Here is a 24,973-nt window from a genome sequence, read left to right as displayed (position 1 = left end):
TCAGGAATGCAGGGCTGGCTTGCGCCAGATGCGGGACCGCAGCGAGGTTTCTTGATATATGTTGTCCAGATTCTTGAGATCGCTTGTCTGGAATTGTTCTAAGGTGTAGGCCATATAAGAAGCCCGTCCGCGCCACAGCGAGGAATCACCAATGCGCCTTACCCGCCAAACCAACTACGCCATGCGCATCCTGATGTATTGCGCGGCCAATGAGGGCCGACTGAGCCGGGTCCCCGAGATCGCCGCTGCCTACACGGTGTCGGAGCTGTTCCTGTTCAAGATCCTGCAGCCGCTGGTCGAAGCCAAGCTGGTGCAAACCGTCCGCGGCCGCAATGGCGGCGTGCGACTGGCCAAGCCTGCCGATCAGATTTCGCTGTTCGACGTGGTACGTGTCACCGAAGAGAGCTTTGCCATGGCGGAATGCTTCGAGACCGACGCGGCCGAATGCCCGCTGGTCGACAGCTGCGGGCTCAATTCTGCGCTTCGTGAGGCGCTGAATGCGTTTTTCGAGGTCCTGGCCCGCTACACGATCGCCGATCTGGTCGCCGCACGTCCCAACATGCGCGATCTGCTCGGCATCCATTTTCCCGAGCCGCACGCGCTGGCCGGCTAGCGCGAGACCGGTATCGCAATCTTCCGGCCGCGAAGGTGGTTCGGAGTGGTTGCACCGGCGCAGCCGGATCGCTACATGCGCGGCATGAAAGTCAAGGACGCCGAAATCATCATCGTCCCCGGATACACCAATTCCGGGCCCACCCACTGGCAGAGCCGTTGGGAGGAAAAACTGTCGACCGCGCGCCGCGTCGAGCAGGACGAGTGGTCGAAGCCGCTACGTGAGGACTGGACGGCAAAAGTCATCGACGCGGTGAACGCGGCCGAACGGCCGGTCGTTCTGGTTGCGCACTCGCTTGGCATCCCAACCGCCATCCACGCCATTCCGGGGTTCACGAAACGTGTTGCCGGTGGGTTCTTTGTTGCCCCGCCCGATGTTTCCAACCCAGCCATCAAGCCGAAACACATGATGACCTTCGGCCCCTACCCGCGCGATCCGCTGCCGTTTCCCTCGGTGGTGATCGCCAGCCGCAACGATCCCTACTGCGCACTCGATGTCGCGGAAGACATCGCGGCCGCCTGGGGGTCGATGTTCGTCGATGCCGGCGAATCCGGTCACATCAATTCGGATTCCGGCCACGGGCCGTGGCCGGAGGGATCGATGGTATTCGCTCAGTTCCTGTCGCGCCTGGAAGGCTGACGACCAGTCGTCAGCCGAGCGATTTCCTGAGATCGGCCAGCAGGCCGGCGGCGCCGGCCGAGATCAGCTGGTGCTCCGAGCCGGTGGCGAGCAGCTGGAAGCCCATATCAACGAAGCGCCCGGCGATCTTCGGATCGGTGACATAGATGCCGGCATGCTTGCCGGCGGCCCGCGTGCGCTTGGCGACTTCAGCCACCGTTTCCATCATGCCTTCGAGCGTCCCGTTGATCGTCTCGCCGTTGGTCCAGGCGATGGAAAAGTCGCCGGGCCCGACAAAAATGCCGTCGATACCGGGAGTCGACAGGATGTCATCGAGAGCTGCGACCGCGGCATGCGTCTCGACCATCGCAAAAGAGACGGTGCGGGCGTTGCTCTCCCTGAGCCACTTGGCAGGGTCGTTGCTGCCCTGGCGGGGCGCAGCGAAGGTCGGCCCCCAGGAACGCTCGCCCAACGGCGGATACTTCACCGCGGCAGCGAAGCGTTGCGCGTCCTCCACCGAATTGACCATCGGCGCGATGACGGCCTCTGCGCCGAAGTCGAGCGCACGGCTCGCCATATCGAAGCGACCGACCGGAACCCGGACGATTGCATGCTTGTTTGCGCGCAGGACCGGAGCCAACGAGCGCAACACGCTGTCTTCGTTGTGGCCGCCATGCTGCATGTCGAGGGTGACGGCATCAAACCCCTGCCCGGCAAGTATTTCGACGGTCAACGCATCGGGCACGCCCGACCAGGCGGTGATAATGGTCTCGTTGGCGTTCAGTCTCTCGGCAAGCGACATTTTTTCTCTCCTGATCGGGCGTCATTTCACCCGGAAGCGACCGAAGTCGCAAACAAAAACCGCCCGGAATCCGGGCGGTTCTTTGGCCCAGCGACACTGGGAAAATCAGGTATTCTTGATCTGCTCGATCGCTTGGGCCATCAGTTCGTCCATGGTGCGGCGGATCTGATGGTCGGACTGGTCAACGCCAGCAGCATCGAAGTCGGCACGGACCTTGCGGAACACGTCATGATCGCCGGCTTCCTCGATGTCGGAAACGACGACTTCCTTCGCATAGGCCTCTGCATCGGCGCCCGATTTGCCAAGCTTTTCAGCCGCCCAGAGACCGAGCGCCTTGTTGCGCCGCGCATTCGCCTTGAAACGCAGCTCTTCGTCAAAGACGAATTTGCGCTCAAAACCTTCTTCGCGGTCCTTCATGTTGCTCATGGCAATCCTCCAGGGAGTGGGAAATCGATTCGACTTCCGGTGCATATGATATCGACTTCCTCAAACCAAAAGCCCGCCGCCCGGTCAATATCTCTCTTTTGCTCTGTTTGCGTGTGCGGTGCGGCATTTCCGTACCAAAAGGAGTTGATTGGCGGGAAATGATGATTGAGCAATGTGTCCGATTAAGATAGAGACCGGCCTTGAAACCCACAGCCGCCGCGGCTTTGCGGCGTGAGAAAGGGACCGGTAGCTTGCCGTCCACCCTTCCAACCAGAGAATCATTCAAATGAAGAATCGCCGCCGCATTTACGAAGGCAAGGCCAAGATCCTTTATGAAGGCCCCGAGCCGGGCACCCTGATCCAGTTTTTCAAGGACGACGCCACCGCCTTCAACAAGAAGAAGCATGAGGTCGTCGACGGCAAGGGTGTGCTCAACAACCGCATTTCCGAGCACATCTTCAACCATCTGAACCGGATGGGCATTCCGACCCACTTCATCCGCCGGCTCAACATGCGCGAGCAGCTGATCAAGGAAGTCGAGATCATCCCGCTCGAGGTCGTGGTGCGCAACGTCGCCGCCGGCTCGCTGGCCAAGCGCCTCGGCATCGAAGAAGGCACCGTGCTGCCGCGCTCGATCATCGAGTTCTACTACAAGGCCGACGCGCTCGACGACCCGATGGTCTCGGAAGAGCATATCACCGCGTTCGGCTGGGCAAGCCCGCAGGAAATCGATGACATCATGGCACTCGCCATTCGTGTCAACGACTTCCTTTCCGGCCTGTTCATGGGTGTCGGCATCCAGCTCGTCGATTTCAAGATCGAATGCGGCCGTCTGTTCGAGGGCGACATGATGCGCATCGTGGTTGCCGACGAGATTTCGCCAGACAGTTGCCGCCTGTGGGACGTCGCCACCCAGGACAAGCTCGACAAGGACCGTTTCCGCCGCGATATGGGCGGACTGGTCGAGGCTTACCAGGAAGTGGCACGACGCCTCGGTATCATGAACGAGAACGAGACCCCGCGCCCGACCGGCCCGGTCCTCGTCAAGCACTGAAGCATCAACCACGGGCGCGAGTAACTTCGCGCCCGAAAGTTTTCCAATTTCGACCCCGGAGTGAAATGCCCGTGATCAAGGCCCGCGTCACCGTCACCCTCAAGAACGGCGTGCTCGACCCGCAAGGCAAGGCAATCGAGCATGCGCTCGACGGCCTGGGCTTTGGCGGTGTCGGCTCGGTACGCCAGGGCAAGGTCTTCGACGTGGAAATCGAAGGCGCAGACAAGGCCAAGGTGGAAGCCGACCTCAATGCCATGTGCGAGAAGCTTCTGGCGAACACGGTGATTGAGAATTATAGCGTGACGCTTATCTGAGGTTGCATCGGAGGGTATAGTGGCAGAAGTCACCAACGACCTGGTGTACGAACTGCTGAAGCGGATGAATCACGACCTGTCCGAACTTCGCCAGGATGTGTCCGAGGTCAAAAGGGAACTTAATGTCATTCGCGGCCACATGGTCGGGATTCAGAGTGACATCCACAATATCTACGGTGTTCTCGCGCGCCACGACGAGCGGCTCGAGCGCATCGAGCGTCGCCCAGAATTGCGTGAACTTGCCGAACCCCAGAGGCCATACGAACCGAGATGAAATCAGCTGTCGTCCTCCTCCCTGGCCTCAACCGCGACCGCGACATGATTGCGGCGCTGACCAAGATTTCGGGCAAGGCGCCCGTCACCGTCTGGCAGACGGACACCGAGATTCCCGATGTCGACCTGATCGCCATTCCCGGCGGCTTCTCCTTCGGCGACTACCTGCGCTGCGGGGCGATTGCTGCTCGCATGCCGGTGCTGCGCGCGGTGGCCGAGAAGGCCGCTAAGGGCGTGCAGGTCGTGGGCGTCTGCAACGGCTTCCAGATCCTGGTCGAGGCGGGCCTGCTGCCCGGCGCCTTGATGCGCAACACGTCGCTCAAGTTCGTCTGCCGCGAGGTCAAGCTCGAGATCGCCAACGCCAACACGGCCTTCACCCGCAACTATTCGGCCGGCCAGGTCATCCGCTGCCCGGTGGCGCACCACGACGGCAACTATTTCGCCGATCCAGATACGCTGAAGCGCATCGAAGGCGAAGGCCAGGTGGTTTTCCGCTACGCCGAGGGCACCAACCCGAACGGTTCGGTCAACGACATCGCCGGCATCATCAATGACAAGGGCAACGTGCTCGGCCTGATGCCACATCCGGAAAACCTGATCGAGGCAGCACATGGCGGGGAAGACGGCCGCGCATTGTTCGAAAGTGCGCTCGGCCTTTCCAAGGCGGCCTGAGCGGCAAACGTCCGGCATTCTCTCCAGTCATCCATCGCAAAAGGCGGGCATCGGCGAATGAAGTCACTCCGGATTCTGGCGGCAACAGCCGCTGTCATCGGCCTCGCCGCCTGCAACTCCGGCCCGAAGACACCAGCCCCCTCGGGCTCGGGCAAGAGCGCGTCGCTGCGCTCGATGGAACAGGTGGCCATCGCCGCGCACAGATGCTGGTTTGCCAGCAAGGACCCGGCCTTCAAGAAGTACCAGATGGCCAATGAACTCAACAATTTCGGCGGTACGCCGCGCTTCTTGCTGGTACCAGCCAAGCAATATGGCGCCCGCCCGCTGCTGGTGGTGCAGGCCCGTGGCGCCTCCAGCCAGGTCGAGGTGTTCGGCCCGCTGATGGACGAGGCGCTCGGCGCGCGTATCGGCTCCGACATCAACCGCTGGCGCACCGGCGACGCCTCCTGCGGCGGAGCCGCCTGAGGCATGGCACGGTTCCTGCAATTTGCGGGTCTGGCGATCGGTCTGGTCGGCCTGATGCTGCAGTTTGCGATCACCATGCCGGCGTCGATTGCCGCTGGCCGCACCGTGCTCGGCTCGGCCGTGTTCTATTTCAGCTTCTTCACCATCCTGACCAATATCGGCGCTGTTCTGGTGTATCTGGCGGCGCTGCGCGACGCGAAATCCGGGCTGCTCGGCCTGTTTGCCGGCGCGCGCGCGCGTGGCGGCGTGGCCGTCGCCATTGCGCTGGTGATGATCGTCTACGTCACGATCCTGGCGCCGCTCTGGCAGCCTGAGGGCCTGTTCCTGCTCTGCGACGTGCTGCTGCACTACGTCACCCCGATCCTCTATCTCGCCTGGTGGTTGGCCGCCGGTGCGGACGGCTCGACCAGATGGAGCGACATCCCCTATTGGGTTGTCTATCCGGTGCTCTATCTTATCTATGCTCTGGCACGGGCGCCGATTGCGGGCGAGGTCCCCTACCCGTTCCTCGACATCGCCACCAAGGGTGCAACGAGCGTCGCGCTGACGTCGCTGATGATGACCCTGCTGTTTCTTGTGCTGTGCGTCATCGCGGTTGTTGCGGACCACGGCATTTCAAGCTTTAGGAAGGCCGCAAGGCCGAACTGACGGGAAAACCGATGACCATTCAGAACGACGTGAAGATCACCGGCGAACTCATCGCCTCGCACGGGCTCAAGCCGGACGAGTACCAGCGCATACTCGACCTTGTCGGGCGCGAGCCGAGCTTCACCGAGCTCGGCATCTTTTCGGCGATGTGGAACGAGCATTGCTCGTACAAATCCTCGAAGAAGTGGTTGCGTACGCTGCCGACCAAGGGCGACGTCGTCATCCAGGGCCCGGGCGAAAACGCCGGCGTGGTCGACATCGGCGACGGCGACTGCGTGGTCTTCAAGATGGAGAGCCACAACCACCCCTCCTACATCGAGCCCTACCAGGGTGCTGCGACCGGCGTAGGCGGTATCCTGCGCGACGTCTTCACCATGGGTGCGCGGCCGATTGCCTCCATGAACGCCTTGCGCTTCGGCGCGCCCGACCACCCCAAGACCCGCCACCTGGTGTCGGGCGTGGTTGCCGGCGTCGGCGGATACGGCAATGCCTTCGGCGTGCCGACCGTCGGCGGCGAGGTAAATTTCGATGCCCGCTACAACGGCAACATCCTGGTCAATGCCTTTGCCGCGGGGCTCGCCAGGACCGATGGCATCTTCCTGTCGCAGGCCAAGGGCGTCGGCTTGCCCGTGGTCTATCTCGGCGCCAAGACCGGACGTGACGGCGTCGGCGGCGCGACCATGGCTTCGGCCGAGTTCGACGACAAGATCGACGAGAAGCGCCCGACCGTTCAGGTCGGCGACCCGTTCACCGAAAAGTGCCTGCTCGAAGCCTGCCTCGAGCTGATGGCCTCGGGCGCCGTCATCGCCATCCAGGACATGGGCGCAGCTGGTCTCACCTGCTCTGCCGTCGAGATGGGCGCCAAGGGTGATCTCGGAATCGAGCTCGACCTCGACAAGGTGCCGGTGCGCGAAGAGCGCATGAGCGCCTACGAGATGATGCTGTCGGAAAGCCAGGAGCGCATGCTCATGGTGCTGCGGCCCGAAAAGGAAGAAGAAGCCGAGGCGATCTTCGTCAAGTGGGGCCTCGACTTCGCCATCGTCGGCAAGACCACCGACGACCTGCGCTTCCGCGTCCTCCACCAGGGCAAGGAAGTCGCCAACCTGCCGATCAAGGAACTTGGCGACGAAGCGCCCGAATACGACCGCCCGTGGGTCGAGCCGATAACGCGCGCGCCGCTGGCCGCCGATGATGTGCCGCAGGCCGATGTCGCCGATGCACTGCTGAAGATGCTGGACGGGCCCGACCTGTCGTCGCGCCGCTGGGTCTATGAGCAGTATGACACGATGATCCAGGGCAACTCGCTACAGCGCCCGGGCGGTGACGCCGGCGTGGTGCGTGTCGAGGGCCATGCCACCAAAGCGCTGGCGTTCTCGTCGGACGTGACGCCGCGCTATTGCGAGGCCGATCCTTACGAGGGCGGCAAGCAGGCGGTGGCCGAATGCTGGCGCAACCTGACGGCGACCGGTGCCCTGCCGCTGGCTGCAACAGACAATCTCAACTTCGGCAATCCCGAACGCCCCGAAATCATGGGCCAGTTCGTCAAGGCAGTGTCTGGTATCGGCGATGCCTGCCGCGCGCTCGGCTTCCCGATCGTTTCGGGCAACGTGTCGCTGTACAACGAGACCAATGGCCAAGGCATCCTGCCTACGCCGACCATCGGCGGTGTCGGCCTCATCGACGACTGGTCGAAGATGGCCAAGGCCTGTTTTGCCCGTGAAGGCGAAGTGATCCTGCTGGTCGGCGGCCCGGCCCAGTGGGGCAGCCACCTCGCGCAGTCGATCTACATGCGCGACGTGCACGGCCGCACCGACGGCCCACCACCGGCAGTCGACCTCGAGCACGAGAAGAAGGCCGGCGATTTCGTCCGCAAGCTGATCCGCAACGGCACGGCGACGGCGGTCCACGACCTGTCCGACGGCGGCCTGGCGGTGGCTCTGGCCGAAATGGCGATGGCTTCGGGCATCGGCGCCACTATTCCCGGCCTCAGCGGCACCAATCCGATCCCGGTGTTCTTCGGCGAAGACCAGGGCCGTTACCTTGTCACCGTCAAGCTTGACCCGAAGTCGGCCGACATGCAGGAGTTGTGGAATGAAGCCAAGGCGCTCGGCATCCACGCTCCGTGGATCGGGACGACCGGCGGCAAGGAACTGAAGTTGGGCGAGGCACGGGCCGTGAGCGTGGACGAGTTGACCTCGGCTCACGAATCCTGGTTCCCTCGGTTCATGAATAACTGAGTAGGAATACCGACATGGCAATGGATGCCCACGACATCGAAAAACTGATCAAGGAAGGCATTCCGGACGCCAAGGTGACCATTCGCGACCTCGCCGGCGACGGCGACCACTATGCCGCCGAGGTCGTGTCTGAAAGCTTCCGCGGCAAGACCCGCGTGCAGCAGCACCAGATGGTCTACGATGCGCTGAAGGGCAATATGGGCGGTGTGCTGCATGCGCTCGCCCTGCAGACAAGCATTCCGGAGTAAGGTCGCCGGGCCTTGCCAACAATGTCGCGCCGCCCAGCCTCTCCCGAAAGCGAGCAGATTGCGCGGCGCGCCTATGGCTCCTTCGCCGAGCGGTATGACGCTGCCGCGCCGACCAAGCCGCACAATGCGCTCTACGAGCGACCGGCCTCGCTTTCGCTGTTGGGCGATGTTGCCGGACTCGACGTGGTCGACGCCGGCTGTGGCTCCGGAATCTGCACGGAGAAGCTGGCCCGCAGCGGTGCTCGCGTCCGCGCCTTCGACGTCACGCCCGAAATGCTCGATCTGGCACGGAAGCGTTGTGCCGGTCTCGACGTCGATATCCGCGAAGGCGACCTGGGCAAGCCGCTCGACTGGCTTTCCAGCGACGGCGCGGACGCGATCCTGTGCTCGCTGGCGCTGGACTATGTCGAGGACCTCAAGCCGGTATTCGCCGAGTTCCACCGGATTGCACGACCGGGAGGCCACCTTGTCTTTTCGATGGGCCATCCGATGCGCGATTGGGCCGATCTCCGCGCACGTGGTGACGCCAACTACTTCGCCACCAATCTCTGGGGCCTGCATTGGGGCGGCTTCGGCCTCCCCAACCCGTATGTCGAGTCCTACCGACGCCCTTTGCAGGACATATTGAATGGCTTGGCCGATGCCGGCTGGCGGCTCGATCGCTTTGTCGAACCACTGCCCGTCGCGGAAATGGAAGCGGCCGACCCCGTGCATTTCGAAGAATTGAACTTCTCGCCCGCCTTCATCTGCGTGCGGGCAATCAAGTAGCCGTCTCGACATCGGCCGGGCGGTCTTTTATTCATCGGCCAGTCCGACCCGAGAACCTGCGAGCCAGCCCATGTCCTTCATTTCCGATCTTGTCGAAGGCGTCGTCGACGGTGCGCTGAAGGACATCCTGAAAAAGACCACAGGCACGTCGAAGCGGACCCGCAGGCGCAAGCGCACGACGTCGACCAGCTCGGCGACGCTGCGCCAGATCGAGAAGCTTTTGAGGCCAGCCAAGAAGCAGACGAGCCGCAAGCGCACGGTACGGTCGAGATCGAAGGTTCGGCGCCGCGCCTAGCCTGCAGAACAGCGGCGCAATTGCCCGAGTCCCCGCATCCTGGTTTTCGGGTCGACAAGCCGCTTGGAAAGCTCGACTCTTGAACCACATAGTAGCAAGTGCTAGCAGTCTAACGAACATTGCCGGAACGTCACTCCGGCCAGATTTGAGGTTTAGGTCGCCATGAGCGGAATCAACGAATACATCGATAGCGAAGTGAAGAGCCAGGATGTCGTGGTTTTCATGAAGGGCACGCCCGGTTTTCCGCAATGCGGCTTTTCCGGCCAGGTCGCGCAGATTCTCGACTATCTCGGTGTCGACTATAAGGGCGTCAACGTCCTGACCTCGAACGAACTTCGCCAGGGCATCAAGGACTATTCCAACTGGCCGACGATCCCGCAGCTTTACGTCAAGGGCGAGTTCGTGGGCGGCTGCGACATCATCCGCGAGATGTTCCAGGCCGGCGAATTGCAGTCGTTCCTTCAGGAGAAGGGCGTCAGCGTCAAGGGCGCCGCCTGACCTAAAAAGTACCGGCTCCGGCCTGTTCCGGGGTCCCATTTGTGGCAAATGCGCCGGCTTGCCGGCGCATTTCCGTTTGAATTGGATTCCTCAATGGAACAGAAAGTCTCCCCGAGCGCCCAGCAGGGCGTATTCCCGATTCCGCGTTGGGAATTCATCGCCCTCGCCGCAGCCCTGATGGCCGTGAACGCGCTGGCCATCGACATCATGCTGCCCGGCCTGCAGGAGATCGGCGCCAGCCTCGGCGTCGAAAACGAAAACCACCGGCAGTATGTGGTCACCGCCTATTTCGCCGGCCTCGCGCTCGCGCTGCTCGGCTACGGCCCGATCTCCGACCGCTTCGGCCGGCGTGCGCCGCTGATGTTCGGCCTGGGCGTCTATGTGCTCGCGGCCTTCGCTGCGGCCTTCGCCCCAACCTTCGAGACCTTGCTGGCCCTGCGCTTCGTCCAGGGTGTCGGCGCTGCTTCGACCCGGGTAATCGCCGTCTCGATCATCCGCGACCGCTTCGGTGGGCGGCAGATGGCCGAGATCATGTCTCTTGTCTTCATGGTGTTCATGATCGTGCCGGTCGTGGCGCCGGGCATTGGCCAGATCATCATGCTGTTTGCGGAATGGCACATGATCTTCATCGTCATGGCGCTTTCGGCAATGGCCATCATGCTGTGGGCGGCAATCCGCCTGCCGGAAACGATGCACCCTGAAGACCGGCGGCCGCTGTCCTTGCTGTCGGTGGCACAAGCCTTCCGTACCGTGCTGACCACGCGTATGTCGCTATGGTACACGCTCGCCTCGATGGTCGTCTTCGGCTCGCTGTTCGGCTTCATCAATTCGGCACAGCAGGTCTATGTCGGCATCTACGGCCTTGGCGTCTGGTTCCCGGTCGTCTTCGCGGCAATTGCCGGCATGATGTCGCTGTCGTCGTTCCTCAACTCACGACTGGTGGTGCGTCTCGGCATGCGGCGGCTGTCGCATGGCGCGCTGATCGGCTTCTTGCTGGTGAGCGCGGTCTGGTTCGCCTGGTCGCTGACGGGGCCGGTGCCGTTTGCAGCCTTCATCGTGCTGTTTGCGCTGGCAATGTTCCAGTTCGGCTGGATCGGCTCGAACTTCAACTCCATCGCCATGGAGCCTCTCGGCCACATCGCCGGTACGGCCTCGTCGGTCCAGGGCTTCATGCAGACGATGGGCGGCGGCCTGATCGGCGCCGCGATCGGCCAGTCGTTCGACGGCACGACCACGCCCCTGGCGGCCGGGTTTTGCGGTGTGGCTGCATTTGGCCTCGTGATGGTGCTTATTGCCGAACGCGGCAAGCTGTTCCGCGGCCAGCATGACGTCAAGCCGGTCGTGACCGACGTTCACTGAGCCGGCGACAGGCTCGCAAAATCGAACAGCTTGCGATCGAGCAGGTGCGACGGGCGCGTGTTGGCAAGCGCCCGCAGCATCGTGTCCTTGCGGCCCGGCATGCGCTTTTCGATGTCGTTCAGCATCGCCTTCATGGCGTTGCGCTGAAGCCCTTCCTGGCTGCCGCACAGATCGCACGGGATGATCGGGAACTTCATGCCGTCGGCGAACTTGGCCATGTCGGCCTCGGCGCAGAAGGCGAGCGGTCGCAGCACCATGACGTCGCCCTCGTCGTTCATCAGCTTGGGCGGCATGGCGGCAAGACGGCCGCCATGGAACATGTTCATGAAGAAGGTCTCGAGGATATCCTCGCGGTGGTGGCCGAGCACCAGCGACGAACAGCCCTCCTCCCGCGCGATGCGGTAGAGATGGCCGCGCCTGAGCCGCGAGCACAGCGAACAATAGGTGTTGCCCTCAGCGATCTTGTCGGTGACCACCGAGTAGGTGTCGCGGTACTCGATGCGGTGGGCGATGCCGTTGGCGTTGAGATAGTCCGGCAGCACGTTCTTGGGGAAGTTCGGCTGGCCCTGGTCGAGGTTGCAGGCGAGCAGGTCGACCGGCAGCAGGCCGCGCCATTTGAGATCGAGCAGGACCGCCAGCAGCCCGTAGGAATCCTTGCCGCCCGACAGCGCCACCAGCCAGCGCTCGCCGGGCTTTGCCATGGCATAGTCCTCGATTGCCTGGCGGGTCAGTCTGAGCAGCCGCTTGCGCAGCTTGTTGAACTCCACCGAGGAAGGCGCGTCACGGTAGAGCGGAAAGGAAATCCCTTCCGGCTCGGACAGCGCGTCCTGTTCGTGAATGCCCATCGGGGTTCGTCCTTCAATTCTAGTGCGGTGCCGTCATTGTGGCACACGCCATTGAAGGGGGATATTTCGTAAAAACAGCTGGGGCGCAAGACGCACTGCCAGCAGCGTCTATACGAAAAGAGCGGCCGTTGCCGGCCGCTCTCGCTGTTCGCGCTATTTCTCGACTTGGATCGTCGATCAGCCCGGCAGTCCGGGAACGGTACGAATGACGGTGCCCCAGGCATCCTCGCGGCTGGTTTCCGTCGTGGCGTCGGCCGAGCGCATTTCAACCCAGGCAAGCCCGGTGCGCGACAAGTCGCGCTTGCCTGCGCGCGGGCTCTGCCAGGAGTTGGCGCCGATATGGTGGTGGTAGCCGCCGGACGACAGGAACACGGCGCTGCTGCCGTATTTTGCCACCGTGTCGAAGCCGAACTCCTTGTTCCACCATTCCGCTGCAAGCGCCGGATCGCCCACCCGCAGATGGACGTGGCCGACGATGCTGTTGTCGGGCGCCCCCTGCCAGCCGGCGTCGCCGGCATCGGCCACGATCGAAGCGATGTCCAGTTGCTCGGTTGCCATGTCGACCTGCGAGCCGGTCCATTTCCAGCGCTCATGCGGCCTGTCGGAATAGATCTCGATGCCGTTGCCCTCGGGATCGGTGAGATAAAGCGCCTCGCTGACAAGGTGGTCGGATGCGCCGTCGACCGGGATGCGCTTGTCGATGGCATGCTTGATCCAGCGCCCGAGGTCCGCGCGTGTCGGCAGCAGGAACGCAGTGTGGAACAGGCCCGCGCTGCGCGGGTCGTCCGGCTGCGCCGCCTTGTCGGCCTCGATGTCGAGCAGCGCCCTGCTACCGGCACCAAGCGTGATTGTCTCGCCGTCGCGGCCAAGCTCCTGCAGGCCGACGACGTCGCGATAGAAATTCGCCAGCGCCACGGCGTCGCGCGCCTTCAGGCCGACGCGGGAAACGCTGATCGGCGTCGTCGCGGCAAAGGGAATGTTGCTCATCTTGGGCTCCGTGCGGCCAACGCCTGCGGTTGCTCCCAGTGCAAGGAGTGCAGCGCTACCCACCAGTTTGCGACGTGTCAGTTCCAAAATCCATTCTCCGGCCAACACGGCTGTTGCGATTTTGGATAGATCGGCCGGAACCAGCGTTCACACAAGACGGCAAAGACCGAACACGGCGTTCACCGATTCGATATCAAGCGTCCAGAATAGCCCGATTGTTGCCCTGACCGGCGGCCATCAAGCCGGCATCGGCTGCGCTGACGAGGTATGTGAAGTTCAGGCGGCAGCCGACTGCGGCAGCACGAAAGGTACATTGGCTGCAGGCACGGCACCGACACGCAGGCGGCAGCCGAAAACCTTCTCGATCAGATCGTCGCTCAGCACCTCTTGCGGCGAACCTGCTGCGGCCAACCTGCCCCGATGCATGACGCAAATCTGATCGGCATACATAGCCGTCAGATTGAGGTCGTGCAGGATGGCGACCACCCCGCCGCCACGCCGCGCGAAATCGCGGGCGATGTTCATGATGATCAGCTGGTGCTTGATGTCGAGGCTGGATACCGGCTCGTCGAGGAACAGGTAGCGTGCCTGACCGTCCAGCACGGGTGCCCACACCTGGCACAAAACGCGGGCGAGTTGCACGCGCTGCTGCTCGCCGCCGGAGAGCTCCTGGTAATACCGGCCGGCAAAACCCTCGAGATCGACACGCGCCAGCGCCCGCTCGGGAAGCCGGCCGTCCTCGCCGCGCAACACGCCCGACCTGCCGCCGGTCACGCCGAGCTTGACGATCTCGCGGACGGTGAACGGGAAGGAAAGCGCAGTCGACTGCGGCAGCACGGCGCGTATGCCAGCTGCCTCCCATGGCTTGAGCGAGACGGCGTTACGGCCGTTGAGCGAAACGTCGCCGGTATAGGCGAGTTCGCCCGTCAGCGCCTTCAGGAAGGTCGTCTTGCCGGAGCCGTTGGGTCCGACGATCGCCGCCAGTTCGCCTGGGCGGACGGTGAAATCGACATCGCTGACGATGCGCTTGCTGCCGATGGACACTGAAACCTGGCGCGCTTCGATCATCTTATTACCCTTACAATGCCTCTGCGGCGACGCCGTCAAAGATCGACGATGCCGCGCTTGCGCAGCAGTATCCACAGGAAGAACGGGCCGCCGACGGCAGCCGTGACGATGCCGATCGGCAGTTCAGCGGGTGCCACGATGGTGCGGCTGACGGCATCCGCGAGCAGCAGCAGGCAAGCACCCAGAAGCGCGGAAGCCGGCAGCAGGTAGCGGTTGTCCGGGCCGATCGCCAGGCGCAGCAGATGCGGCACGACGATGCCGATGAAGCCGATGCCGCCGCTGACCGCCACCGAGGCGCCGATGGCCGCCGAGACGGCTACGATCGCCACATATTTCAGCCGTTGTACCGGAACACCGAGATGGCTAGCCGTCGCCTCGCCCAGCGCCAGGGCGTTGAGGCCCTTGGCCATGAACGGCGTTGCCGCAAGCGCAAGCGCGATGATCGGCCCTGCGGCGGCGATCTTCAGCCACGTCGCTCCGGCGAGCGAGCCAAGCTGCCAGAAGGTCAGGTCGCGCAGCTGCCGGTCGTCGGCCATGTAGACGAGGATGCCGGTCAGCGCGATCGCCATCGCACCAAGTGCAATGCCGGCCAGCAGCATGGTGGCGATCGACGTGCGGCCCTGCCGCGTCGCGACGTTATAGAGGATGATCGTCGTAACAAGGCCACCGGCAAACGCGGCGAGCGGCAGCGCGTAGCTGCCCAGCAGCGCCGTGAACGGCGCAAGAAATGTTCCGCCCAGCACGATCACCGACACCGCGCCGAGGCCCGCACCTGCGGACACGCCGACCAGGCCGGGATCGGCGAGCGGGTTGCGGAACAGGCCTTGCATCACCGCTCCGGAAACGGCGAGCGCTGCGCCCACCAGCATGCCCAGAATGACCCGCGGCAGGCGAATGTCATAGACGATGATGCTGTCGCGCGCCGACAAGGCCTCCTGGCCGGGCACAGCACCGAACAGCCAGTTGCCGACGAGACCCAGTGCCGAAGCGTCGGACGCGCCCCAGGTCAGGCTGACCAGCGCCGTCACCACCAGGGCCACCGCCAGAGCGCCAATGACGAACAACGCCCTGCCCGAGCGGTCGCCACTGACGTAGCGGTCGCCCTGGTTCACGCCGGCCACGCCGGCGATCGTTTCATCCACCACAGCGTCGACCTTATTTCTTGACCGCGTCGCCATAGAGCGCAACGGCCAGATCCTTCACGGCGCCGGCAGTGCGCGGGCCGAAGCCGAGCAGGTAGGCGCCGTCCATGCGGATGACTTGCTTGTTCTGGCCGGCCGGCGTCGATGCGATCGCCGGATGGGCATAAAGATCGGCATTGTCGATGGCGAGCTCACCTTCGCGGTCCATCATCAGGATGATGTCGGGCTTGGCCGTGATCGCTGCTTCGTCGGTCAGTTGCTTGTAGCCGGAGAAGCCTTCGACAGCATTGACCCCGCCAGCCAGGGCGATGATACCGTCTGCCGCCGTGCCGCCGCCCGACGCAAGGATCTTGCCGCCCTGCAGGCTCAGGATGAACAGCACGCGCTTGCGCTCGCCCTGCGGAATGGCCTTGGTCAGCGCTTCGGCATCGCTGAGCTGCTTGTCGACATCGGTCGCAAGCGTTTCAGCCTTGGCATCGGCGCCGAGCGCCTTGCCGACGATACGGATCTTGTCGACGATGCCCTGGTGCGTGAAGCCTTCGGGAACGGAAATGAAGGGAACGCTCGCCTTCTTCAGGACATCGAGCGCCTCCTTCGGCCCGCTGCCCTCAAGCGCCAGGATACCCGACGGATTGACCGACAGGACGCCTTCAGGCGACAGCTGGCGCATGTAGCCGACGTCGGGAAGCTTCAATGCCGCTTCGGGATAGACGCTCGTTGAGTCGCGCGCGACCAATGCGCCCTGCTCGCCGAGCGCATAGACGATCTCGGTGATCGAGCCGCCGACCGCAGCGACCCGCGAGCGATCTGGCAGCACGTCTGCTCCTTCGGCAGACATGCCTGCGACAGTCGTCGCAAGCAGGACCGAAAAGGCTAACGCTGCCGCACGCGCCAGCGAGTGGGTAATCGACATCGCCATCCTCCTTACGCCGCGCTCTGCTGCGGGGCGCTGGGCAATTGCTGGACAAGGTTGCGCCAATCCTCGCGCTCGCCCTGGCCTTCCTTCCGCTTGCCGAAGAACTGGATGATCATCTCGCCATTGGCATCATAGGCCTCGATCGAGGTGACGTGCCCATCCGTGTTTGGCTTGCGCACCGCCCAGAGCTCCTGGACGTGATCGAGCCTGAGGTGCAGGTGGAAGGTCTCGTCGAGCACGTTGATCCACGGCCCCATCGGCTTGATGTTCTTCACCGGCCCCGAGTGTATCTGGATGCAGCCATGATTGCCGACGAAGCACATGATCGGCTGCTCGCTTGCCGCGGCCTGATTGAACATGGTCGGCAGCGCTTCCCTGTCGAGCGTCCAGGCATAGTCGCGACCGACCATGCGCATGGCCTGCTGGCGTCCAAGCTTGAGCGAGCGCAGGATGCCGAAGAACTGATGCACGTCGGTCATCGTGCTCCAGCGCTGCCGCAATTCGTCAACGCTCGCCGAGCTGTCATTGGCCGGCTTTTCGGCGACAGAAGGAACGATGGCGATCGCCGGATCCTGGTTGTCGGTGCCCAGCGTCTCCACCAGCTTCTGATAGGCGCCGAGATTGGACGTGGGGCGCAGATGCACCTTGTGCACAGCCGTGCCCGCCGCATCGAAGAACTGCAGGCTGCGGCGGATTTCATCGCCGTCGCGTTTCTCCACGGCAAAGCCATGGGCCCACGCGTTCGGGAAAATGCGCAGGTCGATGTTTTCGCTCAGCACCATTGATGCCTGCTTGCCCGGCACGACCTTGTCGTAGATGCCGATCTTCTCGTGCACGGCGCTTTCGTTGCGGGTCAGCGCCATGACTTCGCCGACTGCCTCGAGGCCTGCAAGAAAATCCGCGACGCGCGGTTCGATGCGAACGACACCCTCGCCGCAATGCGCGGCCACCAGTTCAGCTTCGGAAACGCCGAGCTGGCTGGCGAGGTCGCGCTCGCGCATCTTCGGGTTGTCGGTTCGCGCCCGCCTGATTTCGGTTGGGTTGGGCCTTACGCGCTGGTCCATTTGAAACACCTACTTGTTGAGAATGAGTTTGCCCTGTCGGGTAATCTTCAGGCGGTAGAGCGAACCGCCATGGTCGATGCCGATCTCGAAATCGCCGAGAAACAGCGAATCGCTGGTCAGCGTCCTGACCGCCAGCGAACCGGCGATGGGGCGTGCCGCAACCTGGCCTTCCGGCCGGCGGTATCCGTGGCGAATTTGCCCGGAACGGAAATGGTTCGGATTGTGCGAATTCATCTCATTGCACTCCTTTGTCCGTTCGCCGCGCCGGACCAGCCCGTCGAGGCCATGATGTGCAAATCTATTAGTTGACTCACACATTCATGTTTACTAGTCAGTGCAATACCGGAGTGACTTAGTCAAGATTTAAGACGCACCGGGCAGGCGAAAAATGCAAGCGAGCGCGACGCGAGCCAGCACGGGACATTTTTGGAGTTGGGACATGGGGCTGGTTGCTCGGAACAAGGCTGCTCTTTTGGGCGGAGCGGCGATGGCGTTGCTGGTGGGACTGCACGCCGCCAATGCGCAGGAAGCGCAAACGAATGAACAGGATAAGAAAGGCCGCGTAACGATATTGCAGCGGCTGATCTTTGGTGCGGGCGCTGAAAAGGTGGCAATCGACACGCCCCAGTCGGTTTCCGTCATCAACCAGGAAGACATCGACCAGAAGCAGGCCGAAACCATCGGCGAACTGGTCAAGACCATACCCGGCGTCAACGTGTCCGGCTCGGACCGTACGCTTGGCCAGACCTTCAACATCCGCGGCATCGGTGGCCCCGAAAGCGGTGGCGAAGAAGGCCGCATCATCGTCAATGTCGATGGCGCGACCAAGTTCTACGAGCAGTACCGCATGGGCGGCCTGTTCACCGACACGGAACTCTACAAGCGCGTCGAAGTGCTGCGCGGGCCGGCGTCATCGACGCTCTATGGCTCCGGCGCGCTGGGTGGCGTGATCAACTTCACCACCAAGGATGCATCCGACTTCCTGGCCGACGGCCAGAAGGGCGCACTGCGGCTGAAGACCGCATTCGATTCGAATTCGGAAGGCGCCTTGGGCTCGGCCATCCTGGCGACCCGGCTGAACGACAATTTCGAGGTCCTGGCTGCGGGCAACTACCGCTACGCCAATGCGTATACCTCAGGCGATGGCACCGAAATCCCCGGTTCGGAGATCGGCGCGCCGTCAGGCCTGCTCAAGGGAACCTACCGCTTCGGCGATAACAACGAGCAGGCGCTGCGCGCCTCCTACATGCATTGGCAGACCGACGAGGACGACCAGTACTACAACCAGACGGGCATCGACGTTCCGCCCGGCTTCGGCACTGTCGACCGCAAGGTCACCGACAAGACGGCGATCATCTCCTATGAGAACCCGGCCTCGGACAATCCCTGGCTCGACCTCAAGGTACAGGCCTCCTTCTCCGACACGGTCAACGACCAGTCGGATGCGACCCTGGCCTCGCTCAATCGCACGTTCGGCTACAAGACCTATCAGTTCAACATCCAGAACACCTTCGACTATGAAGGCGACAATTTCGTCAACCACCTGACGGTCGGCTCGCAGAGCAACTACCAGGAGCGCACCACGCTGAAGTCGCTGTCCGGCACGCACCCACAGGGCGAGCGCACCGGTACAGGCGCCTTCGTGCAAAACGAGTTCATCTGGGACGAGCGCCTGACGCTCATCGCTGGTGCGCGCCTTGACTGGCAAAGGCTAGAGCCAACCGACATCGCAGGTGCCACGGCCAAGGATCACACGGCCTTCTCGCCCAAGATCGCAGCGCACTACAAGCTCAACGACACGTTCGCGGTGTTCGGTTCGATCGCCCACACGGAACGCGTGCCGACCATCGACGAAGTTTTCGATACGGCGCAGATCGGAAGACCCGACCTCAAGAAGGAGCTGTCGAACAACTATGAAGCGGGCGTCGCTGTCTCGCTCTACGACCTGGCCCAGCAGGGCGATGCCCTGCAGTTGAAGACCACGGGCTTCTACAATGACATCACCGACCTGATCACCGACAACGGCCGTCTTGCCAATCCGCGCTTCACCAACATCGGCCATGCCCGCATCTACGGCGCCGAGGTCGAGCTGGGCTACGATTCGGACTATGTGTTCGGCAATGCCGCCTACTCCTATGTGATCGGCGAAGACCTGCTCAACGACACGGCGCTGAACACCGTGGCGCCGCACGAATTTGCCTTCACAGTCGGCGGTCGCATGCCTGATCGCGATCTGTCCTTCGGCTGGACGAGCCGCTTCGTGGCCGGGCAGGATCGGGTCAGCGAACTGCCCAACATGCGGCTGCCCACGCCATCCTTTTCCACGCACGACATCTTCCTGACCTGGAAGCCGCAGGATGGAGTGCTGAAGGGCTTCGAGACCAACTTCCGCGTCGACAACATCTTCAACGAACAGTACCGCGAGTTCCTCTCGGGCACGGCCGGCAAGGGCCGCACCTTCAAGCTCACGCTCGCCAAGCAGCTGGATTGGTGAGGCTATGACCAGACGAGCAAGGAACGGCCGTCCTCTGACCGCGGCTATGGTTGTTCTGCTCGCGGCAGCGGGCTCGGCGGGCGCGCAAAGCGCTCCGCCGGCCCCTGCCCTGGTGCTCGAACTCAACGCGGCGCAGCCCTCCGACAAGGGCTGCCGCTTTACCTTCGTGGTGACCAACAACCTCGGCGCCGAATTGTCCAAGGCGGCGTTCGAGATCGCGCTGTTCAACGATTCAGGCGTGGTCGACCGTTTGACCGTGCTCGACTTCAAGGAACTGCCGGCCGGCAAGACCAAGGTCACGCGCTTCGACCTGTCGGGCACCGACTGCGCCAAGGTCAGCCGCGTACTGATCAACCAGGCGACCGATTGCACCGGTCCCGGCATTGCCAGCGCGGCCTGCCTCAAGTCACTGCGCACCGAATCCAAATCCGGCATCGCCTTCGGAATCTGAGGACAGCCTTGCCGAAACTCCCGTCATCTGGCGCAAGACGCATCGAAAGGCACAGGCGCATGCTCGGACTGAACAAATTCGATCAGATGGTGAAACGCCCGGGCGACGGCCTGCTGCCGGAAATGCGCGAGCTTTTCGAACGGCTGGCGAGCATCAGGGCAAGCGCCAACGTCACCGAACTGGCAGACTATCGCGATCAGTCGAGAAGTCAGTCCGGGCCAAACCCGGCTGTGGCCGCGGAAAGGTCCGCTCCCAATGTCGTGTCGCTACGCAGCGTTCAATACAAGTTACAAACGCAACGAAAGACCCGTTGAAAGGAAATGCCATGTACATCGCAATGAACCGCTTCAAGGTGCAGAACGGCTCCGAGACGGCCTTCGAGGACGTCTGGAAGAACCGCGATTCTTCGCTCAGCGAGATGAAGGGTTTCCGCGAATTCCATCTGCTGCGCGGTCCGGTCAACGAGGCTGAGGGCTACACGCTCTACGCTTCGCATACGGTATGGGCCAGCCAGGACGACTTCGTCGCCTGGACCAAGTCGGAAAACTTCCGCGCCGCCCACAGGAACGCCGGTTCCTCCAGGGCGTCCTATGTCGGCCACCCGCAGTTCGAAGGTTTTTCGGTCGTCGAAGGCGCCTGAACATGACCGACCTCGCCCGCAGCATTCCTGTCATGCCCTCGCCCGACATCGGCGAGAGCCGCGACTTCTATCGCGACAGGCTCGGTTTCGAGATCGTCGGGCCTGAAATGAACGACTACCTGATCGTCCGTCGCGGCGAGATCGAGATCCATTTCTGGAGATCGGACGACCGCAAGCTGCCGGAGGTGTCGTCCTGCTACATAAGGGGCGGCGAAGTGCCGGCGCTCCACGCGGAATTCCTGGCCCGCGGGATCCAGAAGCTCAGCGATTTTGCCGTTCGGCCGTGGAACATGAAGGAATTCCACATCCACGATCCGCACGGCAATCTTTTGCGTTTCGGCTGCGCGCCGGAAGAGATCGAGGGGCAGGCCTAGGCCTGCCCCTTTTCGTTTCAGGCGGACGCCAGCAGGCTGGCATTGCCGCCTGCCGCCGTGGTGTCGACGCAAACGGCGCGTTCATGGGCATAGGCGGCGGGGTAGATCACCTCGCTCACCAGCGGCACGATCGGCCCCTTGCGCTCCGCGATCACCTTGCGGACGATGCGCATGCTCTCTTCCGTACCCGAATAGGCGACGAGATCGACAGCCAGCGCACGGGTCTCGACCGGATCGGGCCGGCCATCGATCGCCGCGATCGGCAAGCCCTTGCCGAGCAGCGGCTGGAGCGCCGCCGGCGCGCCGGGAGCAACCGCCAGAACCGCATTGCCGGCAGCAAGCGCCTGGGTCGCCTGGGCCAGAAGCGTATCGGCGTCAGGCCCGAGGCAGAGAACGCGGCCGCGCGGGTTGAGCGACAAGGTATTCGCCTCGCCCGTCGGTCCGGGCAGGTCGACCTGGCCGAAGTCGATGCTCGCCGCGGCGGCAATCGCAGCCGCGCCCTTGCCGCGCAGATGCTTGCGCAGGATGGCGATGCGGTCCGGCCGCGTTGCCCATTCACCGGCGTCGACGAGGTTGTCGACCAGTTCCGTCGCCGTGACCTTGTGGCCTTCGGGCAGTGCAGTGCCTGCTTCCGGCGTTTTGCGGAAGCGCCTGAGATAGTGCGGCCCGCCCGCCTTGGGGCCGGTGCCCGATAGCCCCTCGCCGCCAAAGGGCTGCGAGCCGACGACGGCGCCGATCTGGTTTCGGTTGACGTAGATGTTGCCGGCGTGGATGCGGTCGACCATGTGCTGGACGCGGCCCTCGATACGCGTGTGCAGGCCGAAGGTCAGGCCGTAACCCTTGCGGTTGATCGCCGAGATGACGCTGTCGAGTTCATCGGCCTCGAAGGTCGCGACATGCAGCACCGGGCCGAACACCTCGCGCTCCATTTCCTCGATGCCCTTCACGCGGAAGACATGCGGCGCGACGAAACGGCCGTCGGCAGGCGCATCCAGCTTGGCGATGAGCTTGCCCTTGGCTTCCATCTTCGCGCAGTAATCGCGGATCGATGTCTGCGCTTCCTCGTCGATGACGGGACCGACATCGGTCGACAGCTGCCATGGATCGCCGACGGTCAGCGCATCCATCGCGCCCTTCAGCATCTCGACCATCTTCTTTTCGACGTCAGTCTGGACATAGAGCACGCGCAGCGCCGAGCAGCGCTGGCCGGCACTCTGGAACGACGAGGCCAGCACGTCGCGGATCGCCTGCTCGGGCAATGCGGTGGAATCGACGATCATCGCGTTGAGGCCGCCGGTCTCGGCGATCAGCATCGCATAGGGGGCCGCGGTCTCGGCCAACTGCTTCTCGATCAGCTTGGCAACCTCGGTCGAGCCGGTGAAGCAGACACCCGCAATGCGCGGATCGGCGGTCAGCGGCGCGCCGACATTGGGGCCGTCGCCGGGCAAAAGCTGGATCACGTCTTCCGGCACGCCAGCTTCGCGCATCAGTGCGACCGCACGCGCGGCGATCAGCGGCGTCTGCTCCGCCGGCTTGGCGATGACGCTGTTGCCCGTCACCAGAGCTGCAGCGATCTGGCCAGTGAAGATGGCGAGCGGGAAATTCCACGGTGAAATGCAGACGATGGCGCCGCGCGCCTCGGTGCCGGCCTCGGCTTTCTCACCTTCGGCGGCGTAGTAGCGCAGGAAGTCGACAGCCTCGCGCACCTCGGCCACGCCGTCAGCCAGCGACTTGCCGGCCTCGCGAGTAGCAAGTGCAAAGAACTCGGCGGCATTCGCCTCGTAGAGATCAGCGGCACGGCGCAGGATCGCGGCGCGTTCGGCCACCGGCTTCTTGGCCCAGGCTGGCTGCGCCTCGATGGCGAAGCGCACGGCCGTAGGCACCTGCTTGGCCGCGGCCTCGGTCACGGTGCCGACGATGTCGCCCGGCTTGGCTGGGTTGATGACCTTGCGCGACGCGCCATAGCCGGCGGCACGGGTAACCGGTTTCGCCGTCCACCTGTCGGGGCCCTTGAAGCTGTCCTTGGCCTTGTCGAGCGCGGCCAGGGTGACCGTGTCGGTGATGTCCCAGCCCTTGGCGTTCTTGCGGCCGGCGCCGAAGATCGCGGCAGGAACCGGGATCGACGGGTTGGAGGCCGGCCCTTGCATCTCGACGGTGTCGAGCGGATCGCGGGCGATGTCCTCCGGCGCCACGTCCTCGTCGGTCAGCTGATGCACGAAGGACGAATTGGCCCCGTTTTCGAGCAGGCGGCGGACGAGATAGGCGAGCAGGTCGGAGTGTGCGCCAACCGGCGCGTAGATGCGGCAGCGCGTGCCCTCGGCCTTGCGAACAGTCTCGTGCAGCGCCTCGCCCATGCCGTGCAGGCGCTGGAATTCGAAAGACGTGCGGTCGTTAGCCATCGACAGGATGGCGGCCACCGTATGCGCATTGTGTGTGGCGAACTGCGGATAGATGCGGTCCGTCATCGACAGCAGCTTGCGGGCGCAGGCCATGTAGGAGACGTCGGTGTTGGCCTTGCGCGTGAACACGGGATAGCCCGGCAGGCCGAGCGCCTGGGCCCGCTTGATCTCGGTGTCCCAATAGGCGCCCTTGACCAGGCGCACCATGATGTTGCGGTCGAGCTTGTTGGCAAGCGCGTAGAGCCAGTCGATGGCGAAGGCCGTGCGCGGGCCATAGGCCTGCACCACGACGCCGAAGCCGTTCCAGCCTTCGAGTTGCGGATCGGCCAGGACGCGTTCGATCACGTCGAGCGACAGATCCAGGCGATCGGCCTCCTCGGCGTCGATGTTGAGGCCCATGCGGGCATGCTTGGCGGCAAGGCACAGCGACAAAAGCCGATCGGCCATCACCGGCAGCATCTCGTCCCGGTGCGAGACCTCGTAGCGCGGGTGCAGCGCCGAAAGCTTGATCGAGATGCCGTGGTTGTAGCGGATGTCGGGGCCGTTGGTGCCGTTGTCGAGCGACGAGATCGCTTCGGCATAGGCGCGATGATAGCGCAGCGCGTCGGCTTCGGTACGGGCGGCCTCGCCCAGCATGTCGAACGAATAGAGATAGCCCTTCTGGATCATCGAGCGGCCACGCTTGACCGCCTCGGTGATGGTGCGGCCCAGCACGAACTGCTCGCCCATTTCGCGCATTGCCGCCGCGACCGCCGTGCGGATGACCGGCTCGCCGAGGCGGCGGACCATCGAACGCAACGTGCGCTCGATCGAGCCCTCGCCTTCGTCGAGCACGCGGCCGGTGAGCATCAGCGCCCAGGTCGACGCGTTGACGAAGATCGAGCTCGAACCACCCGAATGCGACGACCAGTCGTGCGGCGCGATCTTGTCCTTGATCAGGTCGTCCATGGTTTCGGTATCGGGCACGCGCAACAGCGCTTCGGCCAGGCACATTAGCGCCACGCCTTCCTTGGTCGAAAGGCCGTAGGCGGAGAGGAAAACCTCCATCAGCCGCGGGTCGGTCGAGCCGCGTACTGCGCGCACGAGGTCGGCGGCGCGGGCGGAAATCGCCTTGCGGTCTTGCACCGAAAGATTGGCGGTTGCCGAAAGTCTTTTCAGCGCCTCGGCTTCGTCGGGGAGATAGTTGGCGCGGATTTCCTGGCGGATGGCGTCGAGCGCGAGCATGGTGTTCCTGTCGAGCGGTTGAGGCTATGCCCGGCGGGAAACTCGCTGCCGAGCCTTTTGTCGAAAACTAGCACAACAC

Annotated in this window: 29 protein-coding genes; 19 read left to right on the top strand and 10 right to left on the bottom strand. The window is 63.5% G+C overall.

Going from position 1 to position 24,973, the window contains the following annotated elements; all coding sequences use genetic code 11:
• The first annotated feature begins 151 nt into the window (after window positions 1-151).
• Together rirA and O1Y97_RS14010 are read left to right on the top strand one after the other, a co-directional pair.
• Window positions 152-613, top strand: coding sequence for an iron-responsive transcriptional regulator RirA (gene rirA, locus O1Y97_RS14015; protein ID WP_108607867.1), 462 nt, complete (start codon window positions 152-154; stop codon window positions 611-613).
• 84 nt (window positions 614-697) lie between these two features.
• The gene (locus O1Y97_RS14010) at window positions 698-1,252 is read left to right on the top strand and encodes an RBBP9/YdeN family alpha/beta hydrolase (RefSeq protein ID WP_108609868.1); all 555 of its coding nucleotides are present in this window, start codon (window positions 698-700) and stop codon (window positions 1,250-1,252) included.
• A 10-nt stretch (window positions 1,253-1,262) separates the two neighbouring features.
• Here the strand turns inward: O1Y97_RS14010 and O1Y97_RS14005 are convergent, their stop codons facing one another.
• Both O1Y97_RS14005 and O1Y97_RS14000 read right to left on the bottom strand, forming a co-directional pair.
• On the bottom strand, window positions 1,263-2,033 hold the full coding sequence (locus O1Y97_RS14005) for an HpcH/HpaI aldolase family protein (protein ID WP_318761412.1): 771 nt from the start codon (window positions 2,031-2,033) through the stop codon (window positions 1,263-1,265).
• Between the two features lie 105 nt (window positions 2,034-2,138).
• Window positions 2,139-2,459: a DUF1476 domain-containing protein gene (locus O1Y97_RS14000; RefSeq protein ID WP_108607865.1), complete on the bottom strand. Its 321-nt coding sequence runs from the start codon at window positions 2,457-2,459 to the stop codon at window positions 2,139-2,141.
• A 286-nt stretch (window positions 2,460-2,745) separates the two neighbouring features.
• Here O1Y97_RS14000 and purC point away from each other — a divergent pair, with 286 nt between their 5' ends.
• From purC to O1Y97_RS13940, 12 genes are all read left to right on the top strand, one after another.
• A complete protein-coding gene (purC, locus tag O1Y97_RS13995; protein WP_108607864.1) occupies window positions 2,746-3,513 on the top strand; it encodes a phosphoribosylaminoimidazolesuccinocarboxamide synthase in 768 nt (255 codons plus the stop codon).
• 71 nt (window positions 3,514-3,584) lie between these two features.
• Window positions 3,585-3,827, top strand: a complete 243-nt coding sequence (gene purS / locus O1Y97_RS13990) for a phosphoribosylformylglycinamidine synthase subunit PurS (RefSeq protein WP_318764213.1) — start codon at window positions 3,585-3,587, stop codon at window positions 3,825-3,827.
• Window positions 3,828-3,846: 19 nt separating this feature from the next.
• Window positions 3,847-4,101: a hypothetical protein gene (locus O1Y97_RS13985; RefSeq protein WP_183260695.1), complete on the top strand. Its 255-nt coding sequence runs from the start codon at window positions 3,847-3,849 to the stop codon at window positions 4,099-4,101.
• Window positions 4,098-4,772 (top strand): phosphoribosylformylglycinamidine synthase subunit PurQ, encoded by a 675-nt coding sequence (gene purQ / locus O1Y97_RS13980; RefSeq protein WP_318761411.1) that lies wholly within the window; start codon window positions 4,098-4,100, stop codon window positions 4,770-4,772. Before O1Y97_RS13985 ends, purQ begins: the two co-directional genes overlap by 4 nt.
• A 57-nt stretch (window positions 4,773-4,829) precedes the next feature.
• On the top strand, window positions 4,830-5,237 hold the full coding sequence (locus O1Y97_RS13975) for a YajG family lipoprotein (RefSeq protein WP_183260692.1): 408 nt from the start codon (window positions 4,830-4,832) through the stop codon (window positions 5,235-5,237).
• 3 nt (window positions 5,238-5,240) lie between these two features.
• Entirely contained in the window at window positions 5,241-5,885 is a 645-nt protein-coding gene (locus tag O1Y97_RS13970; RefSeq protein ID WP_183260691.1) for a Pr6Pr family membrane protein, read from the top strand.
• A gap of 11 nt (window positions 5,886-5,896) precedes the next feature.
• Entirely contained in the window at window positions 5,897-8,122 is a 2,226-nt protein-coding gene (gene purL, locus O1Y97_RS13965; protein ID WP_318761410.1) for a phosphoribosylformylglycinamidine synthase subunit PurL, read from the top strand.
• 14 nt (window positions 8,123-8,136) lie between these two features.
• Window positions 8,137-8,370 carry a BolA/IbaG family iron-sulfur metabolism protein gene (locus O1Y97_RS13960; RefSeq protein WP_108607858.1) on the top strand — a complete coding sequence of 78 codons (234 nt, stop codon included), beginning with the start codon at window positions 8,137-8,139 and terminating at the stop codon, window positions 8,368-8,370.
• Window positions 8,371-8,391: 21 nt separating this feature from the next.
• A complete protein-coding gene (locus O1Y97_RS13955) occupies window positions 8,392-9,138 on the top strand; it encodes a class I SAM-dependent DNA methyltransferase (RefSeq protein WP_318761409.1) in 747 nt (248 codons plus the stop codon).
• 70 nt (window positions 9,139-9,208) lie between these two features.
• On the top strand, window positions 9,209-9,433 hold the full coding sequence (locus O1Y97_RS13950) for a hypothetical protein (protein WP_183260686.1): 225 nt from the start codon (window positions 9,209-9,211) through the stop codon (window positions 9,431-9,433).
• A 162-nt stretch (window positions 9,434-9,595) separates the two neighbouring features.
• Window positions 9,596-9,931, top strand: coding sequence for a Grx4 family monothiol glutaredoxin (gene grxD / locus O1Y97_RS13945; RefSeq protein WP_108607855.1), 336 nt, complete (start codon window positions 9,596-9,598; stop codon window positions 9,929-9,931).
• Window positions 9,932-10,024: 93 nt separating this feature from the next.
• Window positions 10,025-11,290 (top strand): multidrug effflux MFS transporter, encoded by a 1,266-nt coding sequence (locus O1Y97_RS13940; RefSeq protein ID WP_199914475.1) that lies wholly within the window; start codon window positions 10,025-10,027, stop codon window positions 11,288-11,290.
• On the opposite strand, the gene ttcA is transcribed toward O1Y97_RS13940, so the two are convergent.
• The 7 genes from ttcA to hemP all read right to left on the bottom strand — a co-directional run bounded on the left by ttcA (window position 11,284) and on the right by hemP (window position 17,546).
• The gene (gene ttcA / locus O1Y97_RS13935; protein WP_318761408.1) at window positions 11,284-12,135 is read right to left on the bottom strand and encodes a tRNA 2-thiocytidine(32) synthetase TtcA; all 852 of its coding nucleotides are present in this window, start codon (window positions 12,133-12,135) and stop codon (window positions 11,284-11,286) included. The two genes, O1Y97_RS13940 and ttcA, sit on opposite strands and share 7 nt — an antisense overlap.
• Before the next feature lie 177 nt (window positions 12,136-12,312).
• A complete protein-coding gene (locus O1Y97_RS13930) occupies window positions 12,313-13,209 on the bottom strand; it encodes a VOC family protein (RefSeq protein ID WP_404801175.1) in 897 nt (298 codons plus the stop codon).
• Window positions 13,210-13,398: 189 nt separating this feature from the next.
• Window positions 13,399-14,190 (bottom strand): heme ABC transporter ATP-binding protein, encoded by a 792-nt coding sequence (locus tag O1Y97_RS13925; RefSeq protein ID WP_108607853.1) that lies wholly within the window; start codon window positions 14,188-14,190, stop codon window positions 13,399-13,401.
• A 35-nt stretch (window positions 14,191-14,225) separates the two neighbouring features.
• Window positions 14,226-15,335 (bottom strand): FecCD family ABC transporter permease, encoded by a 1,110-nt coding sequence (locus tag O1Y97_RS13920; RefSeq protein ID WP_318761407.1) that lies wholly within the window; start codon window positions 15,333-15,335, stop codon window positions 14,226-14,228.
• Between the two features lie 10 nt (window positions 15,336-15,345).
• Window positions 15,346-16,251 carry a heme/hemin ABC transporter substrate-binding protein gene (locus O1Y97_RS13915; RefSeq protein WP_404801173.1) on the bottom strand — a complete coding sequence of 302 codons (906 nt, stop codon included), beginning with the start codon at window positions 16,249-16,251 and terminating at the stop codon, window positions 15,346-15,348.
• 5 nt (window positions 16,252-16,256) lie between these two features.
• Complete coding sequence (locus O1Y97_RS13910) at window positions 16,257-17,312, bottom strand: hemin-degrading factor (protein ID WP_183260678.1); 1,056 nt, start codon at window positions 17,310-17,312, stop codon at window positions 16,257-16,259.
• A 9-nt stretch (window positions 17,313-17,321) separates the two neighbouring features.
• Entirely contained in the window at window positions 17,322-17,546 is a 225-nt protein-coding gene (gene hemP / locus O1Y97_RS13905; protein WP_318761406.1) for a hemin uptake protein HemP, read from the bottom strand.
• Between the two features lie 205 nt (window positions 17,547-17,751).
• On the opposite strand from hemP, the gene O1Y97_RS13900 reads away from it, so the two are divergent.
• Genes O1Y97_RS13900 through O1Y97_RS13880 form a run of 5 tightly spaced genes read left to right on the top strand, consistent with a single transcriptional unit; the run spans window position 17,752 to window position 21,271 of the window.
• Complete coding sequence (locus tag O1Y97_RS13900) at window positions 17,752-19,806, top strand: TonB-dependent receptor domain-containing protein (RefSeq protein WP_318761405.1); 2,055 nt, start codon at window positions 17,752-17,754, stop codon at window positions 19,804-19,806.
• A 46-nt stretch (window positions 19,807-19,852) separates the two neighbouring features.
• Entirely contained in the window at window positions 19,853-20,257 is a 405-nt protein-coding gene (locus O1Y97_RS13895) for a hypothetical protein (RefSeq protein ID WP_246389398.1), read from the top strand.
• Between the two features lie 59 nt (window positions 20,258-20,316).
• A complete protein-coding gene (locus tag O1Y97_RS13890; RefSeq protein ID WP_183260674.1) occupies window positions 20,317-20,571 on the top strand; it encodes a hypothetical protein in 255 nt (84 codons plus the stop codon).
• A gap of 11 nt (window positions 20,572-20,582) precedes the next feature.
• Window positions 20,583-20,897: an antibiotic biosynthesis monooxygenase family protein gene (locus tag O1Y97_RS13885; protein WP_318761404.1), complete on the top strand. Its 315-nt coding sequence runs from the start codon at window positions 20,583-20,585 to the stop codon at window positions 20,895-20,897.
• A gap of 2 nt (window positions 20,898-20,899) precedes the next feature.
• Window positions 20,900-21,271, top strand: a complete 372-nt coding sequence (locus O1Y97_RS13880) for a bleomycin resistance protein (RefSeq protein WP_183260670.1) — start codon at window positions 20,900-20,902, stop codon at window positions 21,269-21,271.
• 17 nt (window positions 21,272-21,288) lie between these two features.
• Here O1Y97_RS13880 and putA read toward each other — a convergent pair whose 3' ends face one another.
• The gene (gene putA, locus O1Y97_RS13875) at window positions 21,289-24,894 is read right to left on the bottom strand and encodes a bifunctional proline dehydrogenase/L-glutamate gamma-semialdehyde dehydrogenase PutA (RefSeq protein ID WP_318761403.1); all 3,606 of its coding nucleotides are present in this window, start codon (window positions 24,892-24,894) and stop codon (window positions 21,289-21,291) included.
• Window positions 24,895-24,973: the final 79 nt, after the last annotated feature.

This window comes from Aminobacter niigataensis, from assembly GCF_946995915.1.
GTDB lineage: Bacteria > Pseudomonadota > Alphaproteobacteria > Rhizobiales > Rhizobiaceae > Aminobacter > Aminobacter niigataensis.
This window is presented reverse-complemented; position numbering and strand designations above follow the sequence as displayed.

Coding starts and splice junctions, on each gene's coding strand:
- rirA (WP_108607867.1), top strand. CDS start 152: ATGCGCCTTACCCGCCAAACCAACTACGCCATGCGCATCCTGATGTAT.
- O1Y97_RS14010 (WP_108609868.1), top strand. CDS start 698: ATGAAAGTCAAGGACGCCGAAATCATCATCGTCCCCGGATACACCAAT.
- O1Y97_RS14005 (WP_318761412.1), bottom strand. CDS start 2,033: ATGTCGCTTGCCGAGAGACTGAACGCCAACGAGACCATTATCACCGCC.
- O1Y97_RS14000 (WP_108607865.1), bottom strand. CDS start 2,459: ATGAGCAACATGAAGGACCGCGAAGAAGGTTTTGAGCGCAAATTCGTC.
- purC (WP_108607864.1), top strand. CDS start 2,746: ATGAAGAATCGCCGCCGCATTTACGAAGGCAAGGCCAAGATCCTTTAT.
- purQ (WP_318761411.1), top strand. CDS start 4,098: ATGAAATCAGCTGTCGTCCTCCTCCCTGGCCTCAACCGCGACCGCGAC.
- O1Y97_RS13975 (WP_183260692.1), top strand. CDS start 4,830: ATGAAGTCACTCCGGATTCTGGCGGCAACAGCCGCTGTCATCGGCCTC.
- O1Y97_RS13970 (WP_183260691.1), top strand. CDS start 5,241: ATGGCACGGTTCCTGCAATTTGCGGGTCTGGCGATCGGTCTGGTCGGC.
- purL (WP_318761410.1), top strand. CDS start 5,897: ATGACCATTCAGAACGACGTGAAGATCACCGGCGAACTCATCGCCTCG.
- O1Y97_RS13960 (WP_108607858.1), top strand. CDS start 8,137: ATGGCAATGGATGCCCACGACATCGAAAAACTGATCAAGGAAGGCATT.
- O1Y97_RS13955 (WP_318761409.1), top strand. CDS start 8,392: ATGTCGCGCCGCCCAGCCTCTCCCGAAAGCGAGCAGATTGCGCGGCGC.
- O1Y97_RS13950 (WP_183260686.1), top strand. CDS start 9,209: ATGTCCTTCATTTCCGATCTTGTCGAAGGCGTCGTCGACGGTGCGCTG.
- grxD (WP_108607855.1), top strand. CDS start 9,596: ATGAGCGGAATCAACGAATACATCGATAGCGAAGTGAAGAGCCAGGAT.
- O1Y97_RS13940 (WP_199914475.1), top strand. CDS start 10,025: ATGGAACAGAAAGTCTCCCCGAGCGCCCAGCAGGGCGTATTCCCGATT.
- ttcA (WP_318761408.1), bottom strand. CDS start 12,135: ATGGGCATTCACGAACAGGACGCGCTGTCCGAGCCGGAAGGGATTTCC.
- O1Y97_RS13925 (WP_108607853.1), bottom strand. CDS start 14,190: ATGATCGAAGCGCGCCAGGTTTCAGTGTCCATCGGCAGCAAGCGCATC.
- O1Y97_RS13915 (WP_404801173.1), bottom strand. CDS start 16,251: ATGGCGATGTCGATTACCCACTCGCTGGCGCGTGCGGCAGCGTTAGCC.
- O1Y97_RS13910 (WP_183260678.1), bottom strand. CDS start 17,312: ATGGACCAGCGCGTAAGGCCCAACCCAACCGAAATCAGGCGGGCGCGA.
- hemP (WP_318761406.1), bottom strand. CDS start 17,546: ATGAATTCGCACAATCCGAACCATTTCCGTTCCGGGCAAATTCGCCAC.
- O1Y97_RS13900 (WP_318761405.1), top strand. CDS start 17,752: ATGGGGCTGGTTGCTCGGAACAAGGCTGCTCTTTTGGGCGGAGCGGCG.
- O1Y97_RS13895 (WP_246389398.1), top strand. CDS start 19,853: ATGGTTGTTCTGCTCGCGGCAGCGGGCTCGGCGGGCGCGCAAAGCGCT.
- O1Y97_RS13890 (WP_183260674.1), top strand. CDS start 20,317: ATGCTCGGACTGAACAAATTCGATCAGATGGTGAAACGCCCGGGCGAC.
- O1Y97_RS13885 (WP_318761404.1), top strand. CDS start 20,583: ATGTACATCGCAATGAACCGCTTCAAGGTGCAGAACGGCTCCGAGACG.
- O1Y97_RS13880 (WP_183260670.1), top strand. CDS start 20,900: ATGACCGACCTCGCCCGCAGCATTCCTGTCATGCCCTCGCCCGACATC.
- putA (WP_318761403.1), bottom strand. CDS start 24,894: ATGCTCGCGCTCGACGCCATCCGCCAGGAAATCCGCGCCAACTATCTC.